The organism is Halomonas sp. KAO, assembly GCF_015595025.1.
Lineage (GTDB): Bacteria > Pseudomonadota > Gammaproteobacteria > Pseudomonadales > Halomonadaceae > Halomonas.
Genome location: NZ_JADNRL010000006.1, coordinates 15,803 through 41,037, shown reverse-complemented (window position 1 = coordinate 41,037; position 25,235 = coordinate 15,803). Strand labels below are relative to the sequence as shown.

The window sequence follows — 25,235 nt, the reverse complement described above, 5'->3', positions numbered from 1 at the left end:
ATGAAAGCCTGGGTGACCTATCTCCTCTACAGGCTCGTGGCCATTCGGTCCAAGTCGGGATACACCCAGGCTGTGAGCGGTGGTAGCTAATCACCCCTCACTGGAGAGACACAAGGTCCTACGCCAGGGAAGGCGTCGGTAGCGCCCAGGGAGGGGTTTACAGCGCCTCCTCACAGGCTTGCCGCCAGATCAGCCCCGAGCTGACAAGCTACTGAGATAGCTCTGCTGCGGGCCCGGTCGGGGTTCATCCCGGGCCCAAACGTGATAGACTCCTGTAACCGGGCGTGGCCCGGTTTTTTTGTGGCCGTCTATCGCAAGCCCTGACCGCAAGCCCTGACATCAGTCAGACGCTCGCCGAGCTCTCGGCAGTGTCTCCAACACGGCCATTCATTGCCTTGCAGGATGATTGACATGACCATCGCTGACCGCTGGCTGCTGCCCGACGGCATGGACGAAGTGCTGCCGCCCCAGGCAAGCCGCATGGAAGAGCTGCGCCGAGGGTTGCTCGACCTCTATCACCGCTGGGGCTACGACCAGGTGATGCCGCCTACCGCGGAGTTTCTCGACTCCCTGCTCACCGGTACCGGCTCCGATCTGGCCCTGCAGACCGTCAAGCTGACCGACCAGCTCACCGGCCGCATGATGGGCATCAGCGCCGACGTCACTCCCCAGGTGGCGCGTATGGATGCCCACTCCCTCAAGCGCCAGGGACCGGTGCGACTCTGCTACTGCACCAACGTGCTGCGCGCCACGCCCGACCAGCATCAGTGCGGTCGCAGTCCCGTGCAGGTCGGGGTGGAGCTGTTCGGCCACGCCGGTCGCGAGGCCGACCTGGAGATTCTCAACCTGGCCCTGGCCTCGCTGAGCGCCGCCGGCGCCCGCGAGATTCACCTGGCGCTGGGCCACATCGGCATCTACCGTAGTCTGGTGGAAGCGTCCGATCTCGAGGGGGATGCCGAGCGCGCGATGTTCGCGGCCCTGGAGCGGAAATCACCCGGTGAGCTGGCCGCCCGGGTCGAAGCGAGTGTCGGCGATCCTGGCCTGGCCGAGATGTTCATGGCGCTGGGCCGCCTGCATGGTGGCGTTGAGGTGCTCGATGAGGCCCAGGAGGCCTTCGCCGAGGCGCCTGCCGCCGTCACTGCCGCCCTGGAGCAGCTGCGTGCCCTGTTGAGCGGTGTACAGGCCGCCCACCCCGGGGTTTCGCTCTACCTCGACCTGGGGGAGCTGCGCGGCTATGCCTACCATACCGGCATGCTGTTTGCCGCCTATGTGCCCGGTTACGGGCAACCGCTGGCCAAGGGGGGGCGCTATGATGACACCGGGCGTGCCTTTGGCCGGGCTCGCCCCGCGACCGGCTTCTCCATGGACCTCAAGCAGCTGGCCACGCTGTCGCCCGCAGAACCGCCCCGTGATGGCATCTGGGCGCCGGCCGAGGGAGAGGGACTGGTAGACGCCGTGATGGCGCTGCGCGCGAGAGGCGAGCGTGTGGTGCAGGCGCTGCCGGGACAACGTACCGGGCCCACGGAACACCGCTGCGATCGTCAGCTGGTGCTCGATGATGGCCACTGGCAAGCCGTGACACTGTAGACTGGGTTACCACCTTGGCGCGACGGCCCGCCGCCGCGCGGCAACGAGAGACGAGAGAGCAATGGGCAAGAATGTAGTCGTATTGGGCACCCAGTGGGGTGATGAGGGCAAGGGCAAGGTCGTCGACCTGCTCACCGAGTCCGCTTCCACCGTGGTGCGTTTCCAGGGCGGTCACAACGCCGGCCACACGCTGGTGATCGATGGCGAGAAGACCGTTCTCCACCTGATCCCTTCCGGCATCCTGTGGCCCGGCAAGATGTGTGTCATCGGCAACGGCGTGGTGCTGTCGCCGGAGGCACTGATCACCGAGATCCGCAAGCTGGAAGAGAAGGGCGTGCCGGTACGCGATCGTCTGCGCCTGTCGCCGGCCTGCCCGCTGATCCTGCCCTATCATGTGCGCCTCGATCAGGCCCGCGAGAAGGCCCGTGGCATCGCCAAGATCGGCACCACCGGGCGTGGCATCGGTCCGGCCTATGAGGACAAGGTGGCGCGTCGTGGTCTGCGCCTGGGCGACATGCTCCACCGCGAGCGCTTTGCCGCCAAGCTCGGCGAGGTGCTGGATTACCATAACTTCGTGCTGACCCAGTATCACGGCGAGCCGGCGGTGGACTTCCAGGAAGTGCTCGACAGCGCCATGCAGATGGCCGAAGAGCTGCGTCCGATGGTGACCGATACCGTCAGTCTGGTGCATGGCGTGCGTCGCGAGCGCGAGAACATCCTCTTCGAGGGGGCTCAGGGCTCGCTGCTCGATATCGACCACGGCACCTACCCCTACGTGACCAGCTCCAACACCACCGCAGGGGGAACCGCCACCGGTTCCGGCGTCGGTCCGCTCTACCTGGACTACGTGCTGGGCATCACCAAGGCCTATACCACCCGTGTCGGCTCCGGCCCGTTCCCCACCGAGCTGTTCGACGACCATGGTCGCCATCTGGCCGAGAAGGGCCACGAGTTCGGCGCCACGACCGGACGCGCACGCCGCTGTGGCTGGTTCGACGCCGTGGCCCTGCGCCATGCCGTGCAGGTCAACTCCGTCTCGGGAATCTGTCTGACCAAGCTCGACGTCCTCGACGGCCTGGAGAACATCCGCGTCTGTGTCGGCTACCGCAGCAAGGATGGTGAGCTTTTGGATAACCCGGTGGACTCCGAGGGCTACGAGGCCGTGGAGCCCATCTACGAGGACCTGCCGGGCTGGAGCGAGTCGACCCTGGGCGTCAAGCGCGTGGAGGACCTGCCGGCCAACGCGCGTGCCTATATCAGCTACCTCGAGGAGAAGACCGGCGTCAGCATCGATATCATCTCCACCGGTCCCGACCGCAACGAGACCATCGTGCTGCGTAACCCGTTCGACGACTGAGCGACTCGCCGCGGTGATATGGCGCTATAGAGAAGGCCCCGCACAAGCGGGGCCTTCTGCTTTCCCTCAATAGTCGATGCCGCGGCGCGCCTGTACCCCAGAGTTGAAGGCGTGGCGCACCTCCTGCATCTCGGTGACGGTATCGGCCATGGCCAGCAGGTCGCGGTGGGCATTGCGACCGGTGATGATCACGCTCTGCTCGGCGGGGCGGTTCTCGATGGCACGCCTGACGGTCTCGATGTCCAGGTAGCCGAACTTGAGCATGTAGGTGATCTCGTCGAGCACGACCAGATAGACCTCAGGGTCGGCCAGCATGCGCTCCGCCTCGACCCATACCTCACGGCAGGCGGCGGTGTCCGTCTCGCGGTTCTGGGTCTCCCAGGTGAAGCCGGTGCCCATGATGGCGACCTCGAGGTTGGGGTCCTCGATCAGCCGTTCGCGCTCGCCGCACTCCCACTGGCCCTTGATGAACTGGATCACGCCGACCCGGTAGCCATAGCCCAGGGCACGGGTGACGGTGCCCCAGGCGGCGGTGGTCTTGCCCTTGCCGTTGCCGGTGAAGACCATCATCAGGCCGCGCTGCTCGGTGGCGGCGGCGACCTTGTCGTCGACGTGGCTCTTGAGTTTCTGCATCGACTGCTTGTGGCGGGTATCGCGATCGCTCATCGGGGCTCCAATTCTGTACAAGGCTTGTCAAGGTGCGTCATAGCATACGCGAGCCATGGCGAGGCGTCAGCCTCCTCGTCTGACGAAAGCCGGGAATCGGCGGCGCTGAAAGAAGAGGGCTGATAGAATCCCTGCTTCCATCCCCCCTTGCCAGGAGCCGCCATGCCCTCCTTCGATATCGTCTCCGAGTTTGACAAGCACGAGGCCAGCAATGCCGTCGACCAGGCCAATCGCGAGATTCAGACGCGCTTCGACTTCAAGGGCGTCGATGCCAGCTTCAGCCTCGAGGGTGACAGCGTGAGCCTCGAGGCCGAGGTCGACTTCCAGCTCAAGCAGATGCTCGACGTGCTGCGCAACAAGCTGATCGCCCGCGGCATCGATGCCCGCTGCCTCGACGTTGAGGAGCCGGTGCTTTCCGGGGTGCGTGCTCGCCAGGAGGCGCAGCTCAAGCAGGGCCTCGACCAGAAGGAGGCCAAGGATATCGTCAAGCGCATCAAGGACTCCAAGCTCAAGGTACAGGCTCAGATTCAGGGCGAGAAGGTGCGTGTCACCGGCAAGAAGCGCGATGATCTTCAGGCGGTGATGGCGCTGCTGCGCGGCGAGCAGGGCCCCGATCTGCCGCTGCAGTTCGATAACTTTCGCGACTGACGCCATCCGGCATCTGCTCGTCCAAGGTCACTATAGTCACCTCCGATTGGCGTGCCGGGGCAGGCTGCGCTTCAATACCAGTATCACTGGGAAAGGAGCTCGTGATGTCAGAGTTGAAGCGCCTTGTCTTGATCGCGATTGCCGGCATCAGCCTCGTGCTGGGTATTGTCGGCATGTTCCTCCCGCTGATGCCCACCACCTGCTTTCTGCTGTTGGCGGTATGGGCGGCATCGAGAAGCTCGCCACGCCTGGCCGGCTGGATACGTGAGCATCCCCGCTTCGGACCAGCCGTGGTGGCCTGGGAGGGCGAGCGGGCCATTCCGCGTCACGCCAAGTGGCTGGCCGGCGGCATGCTGGTCCTCTCCATGCTGGTGCTGGCGCTGACCGTCAGCCTGCTATGGCTAAAGCTTGCCCTGATCGCCGGGCTGACGCTGCTCGGCGCCTGGATCGTCACGCGTCCCGAGCCGGCGCTGTGAGGGTGCTTTGAGCTCGGTGGGCGAGGCGCCGTACAATGGTCGCAATTCTCGACAGGAGCATCACGCATGTCCGACCCCCAGGCGACCTACCTGAGCGACTACCGCCCCCCGGCCTACCGCGTCACCCATGCCGAACTCACCTTTGATCTCGACCCCGGCGCCACGCGGGTCAAGGCGCGCCTGCATCTGGAGCGCCACCCGGAGCGTAAGCCCGGCGAGCCGCTGGTGCTCGACGGCGAAGGCCTCGCCCTCAAGGCGATCGCCGTCGATGGCGAGCCGCTGGAGGCTGACGAATATGCGGTGGGCGACAGCAGCCTGACGGTGCACCGAGTGCCCGAGGCCTTTCTCCTGGATACCGAGGTGGAGATCGCCCCCGAGGCCAATACCGCCCTGGAGGGGCTCTATCTCTCCAATGGCATGTACTGCACCCAGTGCGAGGCCGAAGGCTTCCGGCGCATCACCTACTATCCGGATCGCCCGGATGTCATGGCGACCTTCTCCACCACCGTGATCGGTGATGACGAGCGTGAGCCGGTATTGCTCTCCAACGGCAATGCGGTGGAGCGGGGCAGCCTGCCGGGAGGCCGGCATTTCGTCACCTGGCAGGATCCCCATCCCAAGCCCAGCTACCTGTTCGCCCTAGTGGCCGGCGACCTGAAGAAGGTCGAGGATCGCTTCACCACCATGAGTGGCCGCGAGGTGGCCCTGCAGATCTGGGTCGAGGAGGAGAACCTCGACAAGACCGACCATGCCATGGCCTCGCTCAAGCGCGCCATGCGCTGGGACGAACGGGCCTACGGTCGCGAGTATGACCTCGACCTGTTCATGATCGTGGCGGTCAATGACTTCAATATGGGCGCCATGGAGAACAAGGGGCTCAATATCTTCAACTCCGCGGCGGTGCTGACCCATCCCCAGACCGCCACCGATACCGCCTTCCAGCGGGTCGAGAGCATCGTCGCCCACGAGTACTTCCATAACTGGTCGGGCAACCGGGTGACCTGCCGCGACTGGTTCCAGCTCTCCCTCAAGGAGGGTTTCACGGTATTCCGCGACCAGTGCTTCTCGGCCGATACCAACTCCCCGGCGGTCAAGCGCATCGAGGATGTTGCCTTCTTCCGTACCGCCCAGTTCGCCGAGGATGCCGGGCCCACCGCACACCCGGTACGCCCCGATCACTATATCGAGATCGGCAACTTCTACACCCTGACCATCTACGAGAAGGGCGCCGAGGTGGTGCGCATGCTGGCCAACCTGGTGGGCGAGGAGGCCTTCCGCCGGGGCAGTGATCGCTACTTCGAGCGGTTCGATGGCCAGGCGGTGACCATCGAGGACTTCGTGGAGTGCATGGCCGAAGCCTCGGGCCTGGATCTCTCCCAGTTCATGCGCTGGTATTCCCAGGCCGGCACGCCGGAGATCGACGCCTTCGGCGAGTATGACTACGCCAATTGCGAGTATCGGCTGATCCTGCGGCAGCGCACGCCAGCCACCCCCGGCCAGCCCGACAAGCTGCCGCTGCATATCCCGGTCCGTCTGGGGCTGGTGGGTACCAAGAGCGGCCGTGACCTGCCGCTGACACTGGATGGCGAAGCGCTTGGCAGTGACGCCGTCATCCATCTGTGCGAGGCGGAGCAGGAGCTCGTGTTCACCGATGTCTCAGAGGCCCCGGTGCCGTCGCTGCTGCGCGGCTTCTCGGCGCCGGTGAAGCTGCGCTTCCCCTATGGCCGCGAGGATCTGGCCTTTCTGCTGGCCAACGACTCGGACGGTTTCAACCGCTGGGAGGCCGGTCAACGCCTGGCCATGCTGGCCCTGGACGACCTGATCGCCGCCCACCGCAATGGGGTCGAGAAGGTGATGGATTCGCGGGTCGTCGAGGCCTTCCGCGGGCTGCTCGAGGGGGAGCCCGAGGATCGTGCGGTGCTGGCCGAGATGCTTGTCCTGCCCAGCGAGGCCTATATCGCCGAGCAGCAGCCGCTGGTGGATGTCGACGCCATCCATGCGGCACGGGAGTTCATGCGCCAGGGGCTGGCGGCTTCCCTGCGCGACGACTTCCTGCGCGTCTACCGCGAGAACCGGCTCGATGAGCCCTACGCGCCGACACCCGAGCAGATCGCCCGGCGCAGCCTGAAGAACGTGGCGCTTGCCTACCTGATGGCAATCGAGGACGAGGAGGGCGTGGTGCTGGCCCGTGAGCAGTTCGAGGCCGATCACAACATGACCGATGTGCGTCATGCCCTGACCCTGTTGACCCACAGCAGCCGCGATGAGCTCAGCGAGCCGGCCCTCAAGGCCTTCGGTGAGCGCTGGGCCCATGATCCACTGGTGATGGATCAATGGTTCGCCATCCAGGTCGGACGCCCGCAGCCTGACGTGCTCGAGCGCGTCAGGTTCCTGATGGAGCACCCCGCCTTCTCGCTGAAGAACCCCAACAAGGTGCGTGCCCTGATCGGCACCTTCGTCGGCCAGAATCGCATCAACTTCCACCGCCTGGACGGGGAGGGCTATCGCCTGCTGGCCGACACCGTGATCGAGCTCGATCGCCTGAACCCGGAGATCGCGGCTCGCCTGATCATTCCGCTGACACGCTGGGCGCGCTTCGACGAGCAGCGTCAGGCATTGATGAAGGGGGAGCTCGAGCGCATCCGTGCCGAGAAGCTCTCGCCCAACGTCTATGAGGTGGTGGAAAAGGCCCTGGCCTGATTATCCGCCCGCTTCATCAACGGAAAGCGCCGCCCCTTGGGGCGGCGCTTTCACGTTGATGGGAGTCAGTAGATCAGCCAGCTCAACACGGCGAAGCCCAGCAATAGCCAGATCAGGGTGGCGACGATGGCCCGGCGGGTCAGGGCACGGAAGGCCTTCCACAACATCCACAGGCCCACCACCAGGATCAGCAGGCTGACGATCGATGTGGAGATCCCCAGCGAGCCGGCCAGTTCCTGCAGGAAGCTTTTGGCGGAGGCGCCGAGGTTGGCGAAGAAACCGGTCAGCAGGTCGACGACGAAGCGGATGACTTCGCCGAGGGTGCGACCGATCCAGGCGAAGAACTCTTCCATGTTCAGGTTCCCTCGTGGTTCGGTAGGGTGCCAACGGTAGCATGCCGGAGACGGTTGTCATCATCGGCATGCATGGCGTCTCATCCAAGCTGGCTTGAAATCGGCTCGATCCCCGACTCTTCCGCGGCGCTGTCCGCCAGGGCCCGGCCGGCCTTGTCATAAACATGAAAGACGGCGCTGGCGCCCAGCTCACGAATGGGTTCGATCTCCTCGGGGAACTCGACCACGGCGGTGATCCTGCCATCGAACTGGCGTGAGCGCAGCTGCTTGAGGGCGAAGAGGTTACCGGCATGGTGAGGCATCGACAGCACCACCATGCGAACGTCGGGAGACATCAGCAGCTTGTCCCAGAAGTCGGAGTCCAGGGCATCGCCCTCAACGATATTGAACTCACGTTCGGCCAGCATCTTGACGCTGGCCGGGTTGCTGTCGATGCCGAGTACACGCAGCCCGTACTGCTTCTGCAGGCGGCGATAGACGCTGCGCCCGATGCGGCCCATGCCCAGCACTACCGCTTCGGCATCACCGACCTCGATGGGCCGGTCGCTGGGAGAGAGCTCGCTCGGGTCACGCTCGGGCAGGCGCGGCTCCAGCCAGCGATAGATGCCCTCGCTGACGGCGTTGAGCATCGAGGAGAGGCCAAAGCTCAGGGCGACCGCCAGCGAGATGACGACCAGCCAGTTTCCGTCGAGCAGGCCTCCGGCGACGGCAATGGCCCCGACGATCAACCCGAACTCGGAGTAGTTGGAGAGGCTCAGGGTGGCCAGGACCGCGGTGCGGTTACGCATCGGAAAGCGCATGAACACCAGCAGATAGAACAGGCTCTTGAGTGGCAGAAGAGCGACCAGCAGCAGCGCCATCTGGACGTGGCTGGCGTTCGGCATGGCGGTGAGGCCGATGCTCAGGAAGAAGCCGACCAGCAGCAGCTCCTTGATATTGAACATCGAGCGCGAAAGGGTCTGGGCGGCGGGGTGGGGAGCCAGCAGCAGGCCGATAATCAGCGCGCCGAGATCCCCCTTGACGCCGAGCGCCTCGAACAGCGCATAGCCCAGCACCAGGGCCAGCAGCATGCCGAACAGGATCTGCATCTCGCCGTGTCCCAGGCGGTCCAGCAACTGGCGCAGCAACGGGGCCAGCGGTATCAGCAGCACCAGGCCCAGCGCCCAGGGACTCGGCAGCTTGCCGGTTGAGGCGGTGATAAACAGCACGGCGAAGATGTCCTGCATGATCAGCACACCGATGGCCAGTCGGCCATAGGCGGTCTGGGTCTCGCTGCGCTTCTCCAGCACCTTGATCACGAAGACCGTACTCGAGAAGGAGAGGGCAAAGCCCAGCAGCAGCAGCGTTTGCCACTGGCTATCGGCCAGCAGCGTCAGGCCGAGCCCCTTGAGCCCGACCAGCAGCCCGCAGAACAGCAGCGACGAGCCGATCATATGCAGGCTGGTCCCGCCCCAGACCTCACGGCGCAGCAGGGTGCGAACATCGAGCTTCAGGCCAATGGTGAACAGCAGCAGGGTGACGCCAACCTCGGAGACCAGCGCGAGCAAGGGAGTCTCGTCGTAGCCTATGGCGTTGAGCACGAAACCGGCGGCAAGGAAGCCGACCAGCGGTGGCAGACGGATGGCCAGGGCGGCAACGCCGCCCAGGAAGGCGGCGAGAAGAAAGGCCGGTTCGATCATGCACGCTCCGTGTTCGTTCAATCACGCGTTGACGGTAGTCTACGGAAGACGGCCGAGGAATGGCACGATTTCGTGGCGGGGTCGAGTGACGCGACCTGTCCGCCGTCGAGGGGGAGGGCGAGAGAAATCGTCAATGGCCCCGGCAGCGGTTAAGGTAACAGCAGGGCGCCGGTAAGCGGTGTTACCCCACTTCCTGTTCGCCACTCGAGGATGCCATGGACCTCTCGATGATCCTGCCTGTCGTGCTGCTGGCTGCCCTGCTGATCTATGCCGTCAGCATCTACAATCGCCTGGTGGCGCTGAAGAACCGCTTCCAGAATGCCTTCGCCCAGATCGAGGTACAGCTCAAGCGGCGCCACGACCTGATCCCCAGCCTGGTGGAGACGGCCCGGGCCTATATGAGCCACGAGCGCGAGACGCTGGCTGCGGTGACCGAGGCCCGCAATGCCGCAGAGGCCGGCCTGAAGCACGCCGCTGCCGCCCCCGGCAACGCCGCCGCCATGGCCGAGCTGGCCGGAGCCGAGGGAGCGCTGGGAGCCGCCCTTGGCCGTCTCAATGTGGTGATGGAGGCCTATCCCGATCTCAAGGCCTCGGAGAACATGCAGCAGCTCTCCGAGACCCTGACCAGCACCGAGAACCGTGTCGCCTTTGCCCGCCAGGCCTTCAACGATGCCGTCATGCAGTACAACACCTACAAGCAGAGCTTCCCCCCGGTGGTCCTGGCGGCTTCCTTCGGCCACAAGCAGGATGCTGCACTGCTCGAGTTCGAGGACAGCGCCGAGATCCAGATCGCCCCGCGCATCAGCTTCTGAGCGGGGCGCGCATGGACTTCTTTACGGCCCAGGATCGCGCCCGGCGCCTCTCCGGACGACTTGTCCTGCTGCTGCTGCTCGCCGTCGTGGCGCTGGTGGCATTGACCTGTATGCTGGTGTCGCTGGCGGTGGTCATGCTGGATACGACGCGAATGCACACCGGCGACCCGCTGACGGCGGCGCTCGAACCGCGCCTTCTCGCCATGGTGGCCGGTGGGGTGATGACGGTGGTGATTCTCGGCGGCCTGGTGCGTCATCTGCAGCTGCGCGTGGGCGGCTATGCGGTGGCCGAGGCGCTGGGAGGGCGGCCACTGGCACTGGACACCCGCGACGCGGGTGATCGGCCTGGCAGGAAACTTTCTGCTGCGGAGCATGGCCGGGGGACGGCGGCGCGACTCGCGTCGAGGCGGCGGGCATGTGGCGCTACTGGGTTTGGGAGTGGCGCTGATGGTGGTGGGGTATGCCGGCACCCTGTGCGGCAATCTGATCAAGGCCGCGGTGAGTCGCCAGCGCGAGTTTCTGGCCGACGCCAGCGCCGTACAATACACCCGTAATCCGGAGGGCATCGGGGGTGCGCTCCAGGCCCTGGCCGCCTATCGGCTCGGCTCGCGCCTGCTGGCGGCCAATGCCGCCGAGTTCAGCCATCTCTACTTCGGCAGCGGCGTGCGCAGCCTGAGCCGATGGACCTCGACTCACCCGCCGCTTGAGACGCGCATTTGCCGCGTGCTGCCGCGCTGGGACGGTCGCTTGCCCGAACCCTTCGCGCCGACCCCACGGCAGTCCGCCCCGCAACGGAGACCATCTGCGGCGCCGCCCATAAGCGCCGTGAGTGAGGCAGTGAGCGGGGAGGCGAGCAAGGTGGTAAATGAGGAGATCACTACCGGAACCGGCGTTGCCGCCGCCGCCGTGGCCAGTGTCGGCCGTCCCGACGCCGAGGCTCTGGCCAGGGCTCGCCGTCGCCTGGCGGGCATCGACAAGCGGTTGATGAAGTCGGCCCATGAGCCCTTCGGGGCTCGTGCGCTGGTCTACGCCATCCTGATGGGGGTCGACCCGAAGAGTCGTGATGCCCAGCGTGAGGTGCTCCAGCGCCAGGCACTACCCGAGGTGCTGGCGGAGCTTGACGCCCTGGCCGAGCCCTTGACGAGCCTGTCGGCCGGCGATCGACTGCCGTTGATCGAGCTTTCGTTGCCCGCGCTGCGCGCCTTGAGCCCCGCCCAGGGGGCGCGTTTTCGTACCTGTCTGGACGGTCTGATGAGTGCCGAGCAGGCACCGGGGGCACTGCAGTGGGCACTGCACCGGCTGGTAAGGGCGGGTCTGGAGGGGGAGCGACGAGCCCTGCGGGATCGACGCCTTGCCGACCTGGCCGGACCGCTGTCGCGGCTACTGTCGGCGCTGGCCCTGGCTGGCCACCCCGAGCCCGGTGCGGCCCGGGCGGCGCTGGAACGAGTCGCTGCGGTGCTGGGTGTGGCGTTGGACCTGGTCACCGAGCCGGCCAATCCCCGGGAGCTGGACTGGGCGCTGGGCCGCCTGGCGCGACTGCGCAACCAGGAGCGTGGGCCTCTGCTTGCCGCGATGGTCTGCTGCGTGGAGCAGGATGGTCGGGTCGACCCGGAGGAAGCCGAGCTGCTGCGTGCGGTGGCCTGGACGCTTGGGGTTCCATTGCCACTGGGGAGCCTCGGGGATGGGGAGGAGAGGGTGACAGGAAAGGGGGTTGGAAGAGGGTGAAGAGAGCAACAGTCGCCGTTGCCTGGTGCTGGCGTCCCTGGCGCCACCTCGAGCCAACGGGTCAACTATTCGCCACGATTTTGGCTGCAGTTGCCTTGCGAGGAGTGGGGCGCTCTGCTGCAATGTGGCCTTTTCGTGATGGAGACGCTGGATGAACCCCACACTCTGGAAATCGACCCTGCTGGCCACACTGCTGGCGCTGGGCCTGGCCGGTTGCGGTGATGGTAATGAGCAGGCGCCCGATGCCGATGCGTCCCGGCCGGCACAGGATGTCGAGAGCGAAACGGCCCCGGCCGTCGACGAGCCAGCTGGCATGGAAGCCCGGGGAGAGACGGAGGAGACGCCAGGCGCGGATCGGGGGACCGAGGAGGGAGCTGCCGTGGAGGAGCCGGGCGAGGAGTCGGCAGCGCCGGGGGAGCCGGGCACAGCCGAGGTGGCGCCCGACGAGGCCGCGGTTTCCGCCGACGCCGAGACCCTCGCCGAGTCACCCGCCACCCCTCTGGAGGATGATGCCGCCCTGCCCGGAGAGGCGACGCGTGAGGATGTCGATGCCATCATCGAGGAGAACGAGCGGCGCTTTGAGGAGGCCCAGCGGCGCATCGACGAACAGTTCCAGCAAGCCGAGCAGGAAAGGGTGGCACCCGAGCCCATGGCGGATGGCGACATCGAGAGTGGTATCGATATCGACTCCTCCCTCGGTGAGGACCCGCTGACCGGCGAGGAAGCCGCCAGGTCGGACATCGATGCGATCATCGAGGAGCAGGAGCGCCGCTTCGAGGAGGCGCAGCGGGAACTGGAGCAGCAGTTCGAGGAGATAGAGCGGGAAGTGCCCGAGCTCGAGGGCTTCGATGGCGAGCCGGTGGGCAGCGAGGTGTCGGCACCCGCCGAAGAGGCCCGCGAGGAGTAGCGGGCGGTCCATTCGACATGCTGCTGCCCAGAAGGCAGCTTCACCAACAAGAAGGCCCACCGAACGGTGGGCCTTGCTCGTTGGTTCGGCGATGCCGTTCCGTCGAGTCGACGCTTAGTCAGCGGCGCGGATATTGGAGGCCTGAAGGCCCTTCTTGCCCTGAGTCACCTCGAAGGTAACCTTCTGGCCATCCTGCAGGGACTTGAAGCCATCAGCCTGAATCTCGGAGAAGTGCGCGAACAGGTCATCGCCACCGTCGTCCGGGGAGATGAAGCCGTAGCCCTTGGTGTCGTTGAACCACTTGACAGTGCCAGTTGCCATTTATCGATTTCCTTAACATACGGATAGTGTTGCCGGCGCAAGCGCGTGGATCGCCCTTTTGCCGCGGTGCCCGGCGGGAAAGGTCTTGGCGACCGTTCGCCTGCCAGTGCATCGATTGCGGTGCCCCGACAAGGCTTGCGCACGCTGTGTGACGCAGGGAGACTATGTCGAGCCCGCAAGATCACTCTAGTTGGAAACCCCCGAGGCGTCCAGCACGCCCGGAGCCACTCTCCCACCGGATTCGAGAGCGTCATGACCGCCCACCCCCTCACCTCCCGCGATACCCACAGCATGCTGCTCGGCTACCTGCTCTGGCTGTTCGGCTTCCTCGGTGCCCACCGCTTCTACTATGGCAAGCCGGTGACCGGTACCATCTGGTTCTTCACCCTTGGCCTGCTCGGCATCGGCTGGCTCATCGATCTCTTCCTGATTCCCGCCATGGACCGTCAGGCGGACCTGCGCTTCACTTCGGGGCCCATCAACTACTCGCTCGCCTGGTTGCTGCTCACCTTCCTCGGTGTCTTCGGCCTGCATCGTTTCTATCAGGGCAAGTGGCTGAGCGGCATCGTCTATCTGCTGACCTTCGGTCTGTTCGGGCTGGGGGTGCTCTACGACTTCTGGACCCTCAACGACCAGATCTCCATGCGCCACGCTCGCCGCGCGGAGTAGGCCAGCCATCATGTGGATCGATGCCCAGTTCTGGCCCTTCCTGGTGGCCATCACCCTGCTCTCGATCACCCCCGGAGTGGATACCCTGCTGGTGATCCGCAACACCGCGCGTGGTGGGGTGCGAGATGGGGTGCTGACCAGCCTGGCGATCTGCTGCGGCCTCTTCGTGCACGCCGCCGTCTCGGCCCTGGGGATATCGCTGATCCTGCTGCAGTCGGCCTGGGCCTTTGGTGTGCTCAAGCTGGCCGGGGCCATCTATCTGGTCTGGCTGGGGGCTCAGGCGCTTGTGGCGGCACGGCGCGGCCAGGGACTGCCGGTGGCCGGGGTGAGCGCCGAGCGGCGTGTGCTTCCGGCCTGGAAGCCCCTGCGCGAGGGGCTGCTCTCCAATGTGCTCAACCCCAAGACCGTGGTCTTCTATATGGCTTTTCTGCCACAGTTCATCGCCCCGGGCGACCCGGCACTGGCCAAGTCGCTGTTCCTGGCGGGCGTCCACTTCGTGATCGCCAACCTGTGGCAGGTCGGGGTGGCCTTGATGGTGGGCGGCGCAGGGCGGTGGCTGGCCAGTCCCCTCTTCGCACGTTGGCTCAACGGGCTGACCGGCTCGGTATTGATTCTCTTCGGCATCAGGCTGGCGCTGGAGCGCCAGCCCGGCTGAGGCCGGGCTTTAAACTGGAAGAACGCCCGCTTCGCGGGCTTAGGCTTGAAGCTGGAAGAAAAGCTTGGCGCGGGTACTGGAGGCCACATGCTGACTTCCAGCTTACTGCCGGGCCAGCAGCGAGCCGTCGTAGCGCACCCGCTTCTCGGCGGGGGTAAGCATCGAGACACCCTCGCTGCTGCCGCCGTTGGCCAGGCTTTCGAAGATCGCACGATAGGTCAGCACCGCCTGGACATAGTGGCGCGTCTCGCGAAACGGAATGCCTTCGACGAACAGGTCGAAGGCCTCTGTCTCGCCGCTCTGTAGCCAGCGGTCCACGCGGCCGGGGCCGGCGTTGTAGGCCGCCGTGGCGGCCAGACGATTGCCACGGTAGCGTTCGAGCATATCGCGAATATAGGTGCTGCCCAGGCGAATGTTGGTCTGGGGGTCGAGGATGCCATAGGCGCCCGGGTCGGCGATGCCCAGCTGGCGAGCCAGCTGGGTGGCGGTGGCGGGCATCACCTGCATCAGCCCGCGGGCCCCGGCGGGCGATACCGCCCCGGGATTGTAGGCGCTCTCGCGTCGCGCGATGCCCATCAGCAGATAGGGATCGACCCCGGTCCGGCGGCCCCATGTCAGGAAGTCGTCACGATAGGCCTCGGGAAAGCGCCACTCGAGGGCATCCCATAGCTGGCCGACGATGGTGGTCTGGACCAGCCTGGCATGCCAGCCGCGCCGGCGGGCGTAGTCGCCCAGCGCTCGGGCATCGCGTGGGGAGGCACGGCGCACCGCCGCGTACCATTCGCTGGCGGCCAGGCCGGGCTCGTTGATGCGTAGCAGGGCTTCGGTACGCCTTACGGCCGGCCAGCGGGCTACCCGGTCTCGGTAGGCGGCGTCGATCTGGTTGCGCTCCATATTGAGCGCGTAGGGGCGCCCCAGCCGGTCGGCGGCGGCAAAGCCATAGAAGCTACGCTCCTCGGCGGCGGCGGCATAGGCACGCTCGGCGGCGGCCCTGTCACCCAGCTGCTCCAGGGCGCGTGCCCGCCAATACTGCCAGCGTTCGTCCCCGCGGTTGTCCTCCGGCATGCGCTGGATCCAGTCGAGCACGCCGCGCCAGTCGCGATCGGCCAGGGCCGTGCGTACCCGAAGCTCGAGCAGGTCCGGTGAGGCGAGCTGGGGAAGGGTGGCATCCACCCAGGCGCGATTGGAGCGTACGTCCCGGACCAGGGAGTAGAAGATCAGGTCATGCTCGATCGTCTGACGATGCTCGGCCGCGATTCTCAAGCCTGGGGCAATCCTGCGCCACGCCTCAAGGGCTTCTGCGGTGTCGGCGCGCACATGGTCATGCATGGCGGCAGCGAAGAAAGGACCGCTGCCACGGCACTCGGGCCCCAGGCAGTCGGGCACCCGGGTGATCGCGACAGGGTCCGCCTGGACACGCGCCATGGCCTGCTGAGCGGCGTGCCAGCGACTGCCCAGCAGGCCCCCCAGATAGTTTGCAAGGCCGCTCTGCCCGGCCTGCCAGGCGAGCATCTGGCGCTCCCAGACCTGCTCCTCGCCGATCTCGCCGCGGCGCCGCAGGGTGTTGAAGAGAGTGTCGCAGGCCTCGGGCTGGGAGCGCCCCACTCGCCAGAGCCGGCGGCCTCCTGCGGCCGCCATGGCGGGGTCACGGTCGAGCAGGGCGGTGTAGTAATGACAGCGCCGAGCGGTGCCCTCGGGCTCCCCGGCGGCGACCTCGAGCAGGTCCGTGCGGCGCCCGGCCTGGCCGTAGCGATCGATTGCCTGGCCGCGCATCCACTCGGCGAGGGGCGAGTCGGCGTGACGCTCGATGAAGTCGAGTACCCTCCGGGGCGCCACATCGGGCAGACGGTCGCGCAGGCGGTGATAGGCCACGTAGCCGGCCAGTTCATGATCGGCAATGGCGGCTTCGTCGACCCGCTGCCAGTCACCGGCTCGGGCGGCCTGCAGGGCCTCGCGCATGCTGCGGTCGTCGGCCTGGCCCAGCAGCGGCAGGCAGCACAGGGTGGCGGCGGCCAGGGCACGCCAGGGTACGGAGAGGCGCAACGACATGGGGAACCCTCCAGCGTCGATTCGAGTGGAAACCACCATCGTCGCCGATGGGGTGGCTAGGGGATAGTGTCGCCCGACCACGACAGCGTCGTCGAGGCTGTCGTCGTCTCACCGAATCGCTTATCGTGGCGTTTTATTCTCGCGTACGACCTGGTCGCGCGCATGACCTTCTTCGCGCACATGACCTTTTTGCGCATATGATTTTTTTCGCAAATGGCAAGGAGAGGCCCATGGCAGGCAAGGGTGACAAGTTGAAGACCCGGCTACGCGGGCGCTCCCGTGTGATCGGCCAGATTACCCGGGCCCTGCGGCTGTTCGTGCCGATGCTCGGCGACGTGCTGCGTGGCCGCTATCGTCCGGTGCCCTGGATGGCCATCCTGTGGATGCTGGCGGCACTGATCTACCTGATCTCGCCTCTGGATCTGATTCCCGATTTTCTGGTGCTGGTGGGCGTGCTCGACGACGCGGTGATCGTCGGCTGGCTGCTGACCCGGGTGGATAGTGCCCTGGGTCCCTATCGTGCCTGGCGGGAGGAGAGCGTTGACAGGAGCAAGGATAACTCCAGTGGAGTTTGATACGCTCGTTTGACTGCCAGCTGTTCATCACCACGCCAAGCCGAGCCGCCCATGCACGCCGACTCCCGTCCCGACGCCGCCGACTGGCGGCGTGCCCTGACCCGTTTCGTCAACGTGATACCCCACACGCGTGAGCTGGGCCTCGAGGTGCTCGAGGCCTCGCCACGGCTCACTCGCATGCGCTTGCCCTGGCACGCGGAGCTGCTGGGCGACAGCAGCCGCGGGCTGGTCCACGGGGGAGTGCTGACCATGCTGCTGGACACCGCCTGTGGCTCGGCGGTCCTGCCGGCACTGCCGTCACCGGAGGTCTGCCCGACCCTCGACCTGCGCATCGATCACTTCCGTCCGGCGGTGGCCGGCCAGGACCTGCTGGTGGAGGCCCGGGTCGTGCGAGTCACCGCCTCGGTGGTATTCACCGAGGGGCGCGTCTGGCAGTCGGCCGAGGGGGAGGTGGCGCGTGCCGTCGGCAACTTCGTGCGGCTGGGGCCGCGCAACACCCCGCCGGCATTTGCCGAGGCGCTGTTTGCCGAGGAGGAGGACCATGCCTGAAGGCATTCATGGAGTGGAGTGGCTGACCAGGACCCGTGACGAGGGTGATCTGTCGGCTTGGCTCGAGCTGATGCCCTATGCGCGGCGCATCGGCGTCACGACGTCGCCGGACCCAAAGGGGGATGGCCTGCTGTTCCGTCTCGACCCCCGCGCGGGCAATGTCGGCAATGTGATGCTGCCGGCGTTGCATGGTGGTGTGGTGGCGGCCTTTATGGAGACCGCGGCGACCCTGGACCTGATGCTGGCCACCCGTGAGCCGCGCTTGCCGCGCATCGTCGATATCTCCATCGACTACCTGCGTACTGCCCGGCTGGTGCCGACCCATGCGCGCTGTTCGCTGCTGCGCGAGGGGCGACGCCTGGCCAATGTCACGGTCAGTGCCTGGCAGAAGGAGGAAGCCACACCGGTGGCCACCGCCAGGCTGCACTTTGTGCTGGATGACCCCGAAGGAGGGCAGGCGTGAGCCACCCAGGGGCTTGAAAACCCCCGCGGGAACCCCATATCGATTGCCAGTTCCGAGTCGGTGGTCCGTCCACCGTCGTCATGTCGAAAGAGGGGGTTCACGCCACATGACCACTGCCACGCAACACGAAGAGACCCTTGGCTTCCAGACCGAGGTGAAGCAGCTGCTGCACCTGATGATCCACTCGCTGTACTCCAACCGGGAGATCTTCCTGCGCGAGCTTATCTCCAATGCCGCCGACGCCTGCGACAAGTTGCGCTACGCGGCCCTGGACAACGACGCCCTCTACGAAGGCGACAGCGAGCTGCGCATCGAGATCGAGCATGATGCCGAGGCGGGCACCGTGACGGTACGCGACAACGGCATCGGCATGAGCCGCGATGAGGTGATCGCGAACCTCGGCACCATCGCGCGCAGCGGCACCGCCGAGTTTCTCAAGCAGCTCTCCGGCGAGCAGCAGAAGGACGCTCGCCTGATCGGCCAGTTCGGTGTCGGCTTCTACTCCGGCTTTATCGTCGCCGATGACATCACCGTGCGTACCCGCAAGGCGGGCACCGAGCAGGGAGAAGGCGTCGAGTGGCGCTCCAGGGGCGAGGGCGAGTTCACCGTCGCCGATGTCGAGCGCGAGGCCCACGGCACCGAGATCGTCCTGCACCTCAAGGAGGACGCCCGCGAGTTCGCCGATGACTTCCGCCTGCAGAGCCTGGTGCGCAAGTACTCCGATCACATCGAGGTGCCGGTGCGCATGCCCAGGGTCGAGACGGCCCGCGACGAGGATGGCAAGGAGATCGAGGGCAGCGAGACCGTCAGCTGGGAGACCGTCAACGAGGCCACCGCCCTGTGGGTGCGTCCCAAGAGCGAGCTCAGCGACGATGAGTACAAGGCCTTCTACAAGCATGTGGCCCACGACTTCTCGGACCCGCTGACCTGGAGCCACAACAAGGTCGAGGGCAAGCTCGAATACACCAGCCTGCTCTACGTGCCTGGCCGCGCGCCCTTCGACCTCTACGAGCGCGATGGCGCCCGCGGCGTGAAGCTCTATGTGCAGCGCGTCTTCATCATGGACGACGCCGAGCAGTTCCTGCCGCTCTATCTGCGCTTCATCAAGGGTGTGCTGGATACCCGCGACCTCTCGCTCAACGTCTCCCGGGAGCTGCTGCAGCAGGACCCCCAGGTCGACAAGATCAAGAGTGCGCTGACCAAGCGCTCCCTGGACATGCTCAAGAAGCTGGCCAAGGATCCCGAGGCCTACCAGACCTTCTGGAACACCTTCGGCAGCGTGCTCAAGGAGGGCCCGGCGGAGGACTTCGCCAACCGTGAGAAGATCGCTGGCCTGTTGCGCTTCTCCACCACCCATACCGACAGCGCCACCCAGGATCAGTCGCTGGCCGATGTGGTGTCGCGCATGAAGGAGGGCCAGGAGAAGATCTACTACATCGTCGCCGACGGCTTCAATGCGGCGAAGAACAGCCCGCATCTGGAGATCTTCCGCAAGAAGGGCATCGAGGTGCTGCTGCTCCACGACCGCATCGACGAGTGGCTGATGAGCCACCTCACCGAGTTCGAGGGCAAGGCCTTCGTCGATGTCGCCAAGGGCGAGCTCGACCTCGGCGAGATCGAGGACGAGGAGGAGAAGAAGGCGCAGGAGGAGACCGCCAAGGCCAAGGAGGATCTGGTCAAGCGCGTCAAGGAGGCGCTGGGCGATACCGTCCAGGAGGTCAAGGTGACCCATCGTCTGACCGATTCGCCGGCCTGTGTGGTGCTGCCCGAGCACGAGATGGGCTTCCAGATGCGTCGCATCATGGAGGCCGCTGGCCAGGCCCTGCCCGAGGTCAAGCCGATTCTCGAGCTCAATCCCGAGCACGCCCTGGTGGCGCGCCTCGAGGGTGTCGAGGGCGAGGGCTTCGACGATCTGGCCCATATCCTGCTCGACCAGGCGATCATCGCCGAGGGGGGGCATCTCGATGATCCCGCCGCCTACGTCAAGCGCCTCAACGCCCTGCTGAGCGCCTGACTCCTCTGCATTGACTGACCAATCTGCAGGCCGCCTCCGGGCGGCCTGCTTGCGTTGGGCACCGCTGTTGGGCACTTGCCTTTTCGTCTGTTTCCGGTCAGCGTTGCACCTCTCCAGCTGTCACTCCGATGATGCCTTATGCCTCGCCTTCGACGTTGAATCGACGGTTGTGCAATGCGGCATTGTACGGTATGAATAAAAAGCCTGACCTATGCACGAATTCAATAACCAACCGGGAGATCCAACGTGAAGATTGGTGCACCCAGGGAGCTCGCCAAGGGCGAGGCGCGCGTCGCGCTGACCCCTGACAGCGCGAAGTTCATCCAGAAGCTTGGACACGACTGCCTGATCGAGAGCGGCGCCGGCGTGGCCGCCGGCTTCGATGACGAGGCCTATCGCAACGCCGGCGTCACCGTGGTCGACGGGGCCGAGGCGCTGTGGAGCGAGGCCGAGGTGGTGATCAAGGTCCGTGAGCCCGAGGAGGCGGAGGCCGAGCGCCTGCGCGAGGGCCAGACCCTGATCAGCTTCTTCTGGCCGGCCCAGAACGAGGCGCTGCTCGAGAAGTGTCGCGCCCAGGGCGCCACCGTGGTGGCCATGGACATGGTGCCGCGTATCTCGCGGGCCCAGAAGATGGACGCCCTGTCGTCGATGGCGAACATCGCCGGCTATCGTGCGGTGATCGAGGCGGGCAACAACTTCGGGCGCTTCTTCACCGGGCAGGTGACGGCCGCCGGCAAGGTGCCGCCGGCCAAGGTGCTGGTGATCGGCGCCGGGGTGGCGGGGCTTTCCGCCATCGGTACGGCCACCAGCCTGGGGGCCGTGGTGCGCGCCTTCGACGTGCGCCCCGAGGTCTCGGAGCAGATCGAATCCATGGGCGCCGAGTTCCTGTTTCTCGACTTCGACGAGAGCCAGGATGGCTCCGAGACGGGCGGCTACGCGGCTCCCTCCAGCCCCGAGTTCCGCGAGAAGCAGCTCGAGTGCTTCCGCGAGCAGGCCCCCGACATCGATATCGTCATCACCACGGCACTGATCCCCGGGAGGCCGGCGCCCAAGCTGTGGCTGGAGGATATGGTCCAGGCCATGAAGCCGGGCTCGGTGGTCATCGACCTGGCCGCGGAGAAGGGCGGCAACTGTGATCTGACCGTCGCCGACGAGCGCGTGGTGAGCGATAACGGCGTGGTGGTGGTCGGCTATACCGACTTCCCGTCACGCATGGCGACCCAGTCGTCGCTGCTCTATGCCACCAATATCCGCCATATGCTGACCGATCTGACCCCCGAGAAGGATGGCCAGATCCACCATGACATGGAGGATGATGTCATCCGTGGCGCCACGGTGGTTCACGCCAGTGAAGTCACCTTCCCGCCTCCGCCGCCCAAGGTGAAGGCGATCGCCGCGGCCAAGCCCAAGCCCAAGGAGAAGGAGCCGACGCCGGAGGAGAAGAAGGCCGCCGAACTGGCCACCTTCAAGGCCCAGACCAAGCGTCAGGTAACCCTGCTGGGCGTCGGTGGTGCGCTGATGCTGCTGCTCGGCCAGGTGGCACCGGCCTCGTTCATGCAGCATTTCATCGTCTTCGCGCTGGCCTGCTTCGTGGGCTTCCAGGTGATCTGGGGCGTCAGCCACTCGCTGCATACACCGCTGATGGCGGTGACCAATGCCATCTCCGGGATCATCATCCTGGGGGCACTGCTGCAGATCGGTTCGGGCAGCGGGCTGGTAACGCTGATGGCGGCCATCTCGGTGCTGGTGGCGACCATCAATATTGTGGGCGGCTTCCTGGTGACACGCCGGATGCTGGCCATGTTCCAGAAATCGTGATCCGCGGAGACAACCCATGCTGAGTCAAGGATTCGTGTCTGCCGCGGCGATCGCGGCGAGTGTACTGTTCATCCTCTCCCTGGGGGGATTGAGCAATCAGGAGAAGGCCAAGCGGGCGGTGTGGTACGGCATCGTCGGCATGGCCGTGGCGGTGTTCTTTACCGCCTTGGGGCCGGGAATCGGCGCCTATGGCTGGATGATTCCGATGATGGTCATCGGCGCCGGTATCGGTGTCTATGTGGCCAAGAAGGTCGACATGACCGAGATGCCGCAGCTGGTGGCGGCGCTGCATAGCTTCGTCGGCCTGGCCGCGGTGTTCGTCGGCTGGAGCGCCGACCTGGAGCGTCGCCGCGTGCTGGCGGCTCGCGCCATCGAGGCGAGCACCGATCAGTTCTCGGCCTTTGCCGGCCTGGTGGCCACCAAGGCGCCGGACGAGCTGATGTTCCTGCAGATCGAAGTGGTGCTGGGCGTGTTTATCGGTGCGGTGACCTTCACCGGCTCGATCATCGCCTTCGGCAAGCTGGCCGGCAAGATCGACGGCAAGCCGCGGCAGCTGCCCGGCGGTCATATGCTCAATGCCGGTGCCGCGGCACTCTCGCTGCTGCTCGCCATCCTCTACCTCAACGGTGCCGGCTTCTGGACCCTGCTGCTGATCGCCGCCCTGGCGTTCTTCATCGGCTATCACCTGATCATGGGCATCGGCGGTGCCGACATGCCGGTGGTGGTGTCGATGCTCAACAGCTACTCCGGCTGGGCCGCGGCGGCCATCGGCTTCACGCTCTCCAACGACCTGCTGATCGTCACCGGTGCCCTGGTGGGCTCCTCCGGTGCCATCCTGTCGTACATCATGTGCAAGGCGATGAACCGCAACTTCCTCAATGTCATCCTCGGCGGCTTCGGTGGTACCCAGGGGCCGGCGGCGGAGATCGAGGGCGAGCAGGTCGCCATCGACGCGGGCGGCGTGGCCAGTGCGCTCAACGATGCCGACAGCGTGATCATCGTGCCGGGCTACGGCATGGCGGTGGCCCAGGCCCAGAATGCGGTGAGCGAGCTGACCCGCAAGCTGCGCGCCGCGGGCAAGAACGTTCGCTTCGGTATCCATCCGGTGGCAGGCCGCCTGCCCGGGCACATGAACGTGCTGCTGGCCGAGGCCAAGGTGCCCTATGACATCGTGCTGGAGATGGACGAGATCAACGATGACTTCGCCTCCACCGATGTGGTGATCGTCATCGGCTCCAACGATATCGTCAACCCGGCCGCCGAAGAGGATCCCAACAGCCCCATCGCCGGCATGCCGGTGCTCAAGGTGTGGGAGGCCAAGCAGGTGTTCGTCAGCAAGCGTGGCCAGGGTACCGGCTATTCCGGTATCGAGAACCCGCTGTTCTTCAAGGAGAACACCCGGATGTTCTACGGCGATGCGCGTGAGAGCATCGACTCGCTGCTGCATCTGGTCGACTGACACGCCCTCCCTCCGCGGCCCGTCTCGGGCCGCATCTCGAGACGCCCGGACCGGTCACGGTCCGGGCGTCTTTTTCGCTACAATCCCCCCATTCAATCAACTCCTGCGGAGTGCATCATGGCAGAAGAACGCATGCGGGTGGCGGTGCTCGGGGGGGGCAGCTTCGGCACCGCCCTGGCCAGCATCGCCGCCGACAACGGGGCCGAGGTGCGTCAGTGGCTGCGCGACCCGGCGCTGGCCGAGCAGATCAACCGCGAGCATGTCAACGGACGCTACCTGCCCGGTTACGCGATCAATCCGGCGGTGGTGGCCTCCACCGAGATGGCCGAGGTGCTGCCGGGCGCCGGCCTGGTGCTGGTGGCGATCCCCTCCAAGGCGTTCGGCGAGGTGGTGCGCCAGGCACGCGCGCATCTTAGCCCCGATCAGATCCTGGTCAGCACCACCAAGGGGATCCAGGAGGCGGGCTTCAAGCTGATGAGCCAGATTCTCGAGGAGGAGACCGGCTTCCCCCATATCGGGGTGATCTCGGGGCCCAACCTCGCCTCCGAGGTGGCCGACAAGCAGCTCACCGCCACGGTGATCGCCAGCGACGACCCCGAGACCCGTACCCGGGTACAGGCGGCGCTTGGCTGTGACTACTTCCGGGTCTATGCCAGCAACGACCGCTATGGCGTTGAGCTGGGTGGGGCACTGAAGAACCTCTACGCCATCGCCGCCGGCATGGCCGCGGCCCTGGGCATGGGCGAGAACACCCGCAGTATGCTGATGACCCGGGCGCTGGCCGAGATGAGCCGCTTCGCCGTCTCCCTGGGGGCCAATCCCATGACCTTCCTGGGACTGGCCGGGGTGGGGGATCTGATCGTCACCTGTTCATCGCGGCTGTCGCGTAACTATCGGGTCGGCTACGCCCTGGGCGAGGGACACAGCCTGGACGAGGCGGTCGAGGCCCTGGGGCAGGTGGCCGAGGGTGTCAACAGCGTACGCCTGGTGCGCGACAAGGCCAGGGATGAAGGGATCTACATGCCGCTGGCCGAGGGGCTCTACCAGGTGCTGTTCAAGGGAGTGCCGGCCCAGGAGATGGCGCGACTGTTGATGCTGGGTGAGCAGAGCAGTGACGTGGAGTTCGTGCTGGCCCGGGAGGATGTACAGCGCGCCCACCGCGAGCAGAGTGGACAGAGGCGGAGTGGAGGGGGTGATGAACATGAGCATGAGTGAGCGGCTGCTGATCATGCGCCACGGCGAGGCGGGGCCAGGGAGTCCCGACGCCGAGCGAGAACTGACCCCTCGGGGGCTGCAGCAGGTGCGGCGCGTGGCGGAGTGGCTAAGCCGCCGCGACGACCTGGCGGGCCTGCGCCTGCTGGCCAGCCCCTATCGACGCGCCCGCCAGAGCGCCGCGGTGTTGGGCGAGGCGCTGGGTGTCGAGGTCGAGACCCTGTCGATCATCACGCCGGATGACTCGCCCCACGCGGTGGCCGACTGGCTGCTCGAGCTGCCCCAGGGGCGACCGTTGATGCTGGTCAGCCATATGCCGCTGGTAGGGGCGCTGGCGGGCGTGCTCGTGGAGGGGCGCGAGGATGGCGGCCTGGGCTTCCCCACCGCCGCCGTGGCCGAGCTCGAGGCCGATGCCTGGGCGGCGGGCTGTGCGCGGCTGGCAAGGTTTGTGACGCCGGCCGAGCTGGACTGAGTTGGGGCCAGGGGCTAGGCAGAACGCGAGGGGAGCTGAGGCTTTCCGAGAAGCCGGCTCCCAGCGATG

Annotated in this window: 24 protein-coding genes; 19 read left to right on the top strand and 5 right to left on the bottom strand. The window is 66.0% G+C overall.

From position 1 onward, the window contains the following. Positions 1 to 411: 411 nt before the first annotated feature. Positions 412 to 1,587 carry an ATP phosphoribosyltransferase regulatory subunit gene (locus IOC61_RS02485; protein ID WP_195687310.1) on the top strand — a complete coding sequence of 392 codons (1,176 nt, stop codon included), beginning with the start codon at positions 412 to 414 and terminating at the stop codon, positions 1,585 to 1,587. A 61-nt stretch (positions 1,588 to 1,648) separates the two neighbouring features. Then, positions 1,649 to 2,944, top strand: a complete 1,296-nt coding sequence (locus tag IOC61_RS02480; protein ID WP_195687309.1) for an adenylosuccinate synthase — start codon at positions 1,649 to 1,651, stop codon at positions 2,942 to 2,944. A 66-nt stretch (positions 2,945 to 3,010) separates the two neighbouring features. Here IOC61_RS02480 and cobO read toward each other — a convergent pair whose 3' ends face one another. Further along, the gene (cobO, locus tag IOC61_RS02475; protein WP_195687308.1) at positions 3,011 to 3,610 is read right to left on the bottom strand and encodes a cob(I)yrinic acid a,c-diamide adenosyltransferase; all 600 of its coding nucleotides are present in this window, start codon (positions 3,608 to 3,610) and stop codon (positions 3,011 to 3,013) included. A gap of 162 nt (positions 3,611 to 3,772) precedes the next feature. Here cobO and IOC61_RS02470 point away from each other — a divergent pair, with 162 nt between their 5' ends. The 3 genes from IOC61_RS02470 (at position 3,773) to pepN (ending at position 7,434) form a co-directional block, all read left to right on the top strand. Further along, positions 3,773 to 4,258 (top strand): YajQ family cyclic di-GMP-binding protein, encoded by a 486-nt coding sequence (locus tag IOC61_RS02470; protein ID WP_195687307.1) that lies wholly within the window; start codon positions 3,773 to 3,775, stop codon positions 4,256 to 4,258. A gap of 104 nt (positions 4,259 to 4,362) precedes the next feature. Continuing rightward, complete coding sequence (locus IOC61_RS02465; RefSeq protein ID WP_195687306.1) at positions 4,363 to 4,734, top strand: YbaN family protein; 372 nt, start codon at positions 4,363 to 4,365, stop codon at positions 4,732 to 4,734. A 66-nt stretch (positions 4,735 to 4,800) separates the two neighbouring features. Further along, positions 4,801 to 7,434: an aminopeptidase N gene (pepN, locus tag IOC61_RS02460; protein ID WP_195687305.1), complete on the top strand. Its 2,634-nt coding sequence runs from the start codon at positions 4,801 to 4,803 to the stop codon at positions 7,432 to 7,434. A gap of 65 nt (positions 7,435 to 7,499) precedes the next feature. Here pepN and IOC61_RS02455 read toward each other — a convergent pair whose 3' ends face one another. After that, on the bottom strand, positions 7,500 to 7,787 hold the full coding sequence (locus IOC61_RS02455) for a hypothetical protein (RefSeq protein ID WP_195687304.1): 288 nt from the start codon (positions 7,785 to 7,787) through the stop codon (positions 7,500 to 7,502). A gap of 80 nt (positions 7,788 to 7,867) precedes the next feature. Then, positions 7,868 to 9,466 (bottom strand): cation:proton antiporter family protein, encoded by a 1,599-nt coding sequence (locus tag IOC61_RS02450; protein ID WP_195687303.1) that lies wholly within the window; start codon positions 9,464 to 9,466, stop codon positions 7,868 to 7,870. Positions 9,467 to 9,681: 215 nt separating this feature from the next. Here IOC61_RS02450 and IOC61_RS02445 point away from each other — a divergent pair, with 215 nt between their 5' ends. The 4 genes from IOC61_RS02445 (at position 9,682) to IOC61_RS02435 (ending at position 12,910) form a co-directional block, all read left to right on the top strand. Beyond that, the gene (locus IOC61_RS02445) at positions 9,682 to 10,278 is read left to right on the top strand and encodes a LemA family protein (protein WP_195687302.1); all 597 of its coding nucleotides are present in this window, start codon (positions 9,682 to 9,684) and stop codon (positions 10,276 to 10,278) included. A gap of 11 nt (positions 10,279 to 10,289) precedes the next feature. Then, positions 10,290 to 10,832 carry a hypothetical protein gene (locus IOC61_RS17865; RefSeq protein ID WP_324254672.1) on the top strand — a complete coding sequence of 181 codons (543 nt, stop codon included), beginning with the start codon at positions 10,290 to 10,292 and terminating at the stop codon, positions 10,830 to 10,832. Continuing rightward, entirely contained in the window at positions 10,726 to 12,003 is a 1,278-nt protein-coding gene (locus IOC61_RS02440) for a M48 family metalloprotease (protein ID WP_324254673.1), read from the top strand. The genes IOC61_RS17865 and IOC61_RS02440 overlap by 107 nt, the downstream gene beginning before the upstream one ends. Positions 12,004 to 12,154: 151 nt before the next feature. Beyond that, the gene (locus IOC61_RS02435; protein WP_195687300.1) at positions 12,155 to 12,910 is read left to right on the top strand and encodes a hypothetical protein; all 756 of its coding nucleotides are present in this window, start codon (positions 12,155 to 12,157) and stop codon (positions 12,908 to 12,910) included. Positions 12,911 to 13,024: 114 nt separating this feature from the next. Here the strand turns inward: IOC61_RS02435 and IOC61_RS02430 are convergent, their stop codons facing one another. Beyond that, positions 13,025 to 13,231 (bottom strand): cold-shock protein, encoded by a 207-nt coding sequence (locus tag IOC61_RS02430; protein ID WP_195687299.1) that lies wholly within the window; start codon positions 13,229 to 13,231, stop codon positions 13,025 to 13,027. A gap of 252 nt (positions 13,232 to 13,483) precedes the next feature. Between IOC61_RS02430 and IOC61_RS02425 the strand changes: the two genes are divergently transcribed. After that, the gene (locus IOC61_RS02425) at positions 13,484 to 13,900 is read left to right on the top strand and encodes an NINE protein (protein WP_195687298.1); all 417 of its coding nucleotides are present in this window, start codon (positions 13,484 to 13,486) and stop codon (positions 13,898 to 13,900) included. A gap of 10 nt (positions 13,901 to 13,910) precedes the next feature. Further along, on the top strand, positions 13,911 to 14,555 hold the full coding sequence (locus tag IOC61_RS02420; protein WP_195687297.1) for a LysE family translocator: 645 nt from the start codon (positions 13,911 to 13,913) through the stop codon (positions 14,553 to 14,555). A gap of 102 nt (positions 14,556 to 14,657) precedes the next feature. Here IOC61_RS02420 and IOC61_RS02415 read toward each other — a convergent pair whose 3' ends face one another. Then, positions 14,658 to 16,604, bottom strand: a complete 1,947-nt coding sequence (locus tag IOC61_RS02415; RefSeq protein WP_195687296.1) for a transglycosylase SLT domain-containing protein — start codon at positions 16,602 to 16,604, stop codon at positions 14,658 to 14,660. A gap of 230 nt (positions 16,605 to 16,834) precedes the next feature. On the opposite strand from IOC61_RS02415, the gene IOC61_RS02410 reads away from it, so the two are divergent. From IOC61_RS02410 to sixA, 8 genes are all read left to right on the top strand, one after another. After that, positions 16,835 to 17,179 (top strand): YkvA family protein, encoded by a 345-nt coding sequence (locus IOC61_RS02410; RefSeq protein ID WP_195687295.1) that lies wholly within the window; start codon positions 16,835 to 16,837, stop codon positions 17,177 to 17,179. Positions 17,180 to 17,230: 51 nt separating this feature from the next. Further along, positions 17,231 to 17,728 carry a PaaI family thioesterase gene (locus IOC61_RS02405; protein WP_195687294.1) on the top strand — a complete coding sequence of 166 codons (498 nt, stop codon included), beginning with the start codon at positions 17,231 to 17,233 and terminating at the stop codon, positions 17,726 to 17,728. Next, entirely contained in the window at positions 17,721 to 18,191 is a 471-nt protein-coding gene (locus IOC61_RS02400; RefSeq protein ID WP_195687293.1) for a PaaI family thioesterase, read from the top strand. The genes IOC61_RS02405 and IOC61_RS02400 overlap by 8 nt, the downstream gene beginning before the upstream one ends. Positions 18,192 to 18,297: 106 nt before the next feature. Further along, positions 18,298 to 20,205 carry a molecular chaperone HtpG gene (htpG, locus tag IOC61_RS02395; protein ID WP_195687292.1) on the top strand — a complete coding sequence of 636 codons (1,908 nt, stop codon included), beginning with the start codon at positions 18,298 to 18,300 and terminating at the stop codon, positions 20,203 to 20,205. 246 nt (positions 20,206 to 20,451) lie between these two features. Continuing rightward, entirely contained in the window at positions 20,452 to 22,023 is a 1,572-nt protein-coding gene (locus tag IOC61_RS02390) for a Re/Si-specific NAD(P)(+) transhydrogenase subunit alpha (RefSeq protein WP_195687291.1), read from the top strand. Between the two features lie 16 nt (positions 22,024 to 22,039). Continuing rightward, a complete protein-coding gene (locus IOC61_RS02385) occupies positions 22,040 to 23,482 on the top strand; it encodes an NAD(P)(+) transhydrogenase (Re/Si-specific) subunit beta (RefSeq protein WP_195687290.1) in 1,443 nt (480 codons plus the stop codon). A gap of 117 nt (positions 23,483 to 23,599) precedes the next feature. Further along, entirely contained in the window at positions 23,600 to 24,697 is a 1,098-nt protein-coding gene (locus IOC61_RS02380; protein WP_195687289.1) for an NAD(P)H-dependent glycerol-3-phosphate dehydrogenase, read from the top strand. Next, on the top strand, positions 24,678 to 25,166 hold the full coding sequence (sixA, locus tag IOC61_RS02375; protein ID WP_420706322.1) for a phosphohistidine phosphatase SixA: 489 nt from the start codon (positions 24,678 to 24,680) through the stop codon (positions 25,164 to 25,166). Before IOC61_RS02380 ends, sixA begins: the two co-directional genes overlap by 20 nt. Positions 25,167 to 25,235: the final 69 nt, after the last annotated feature.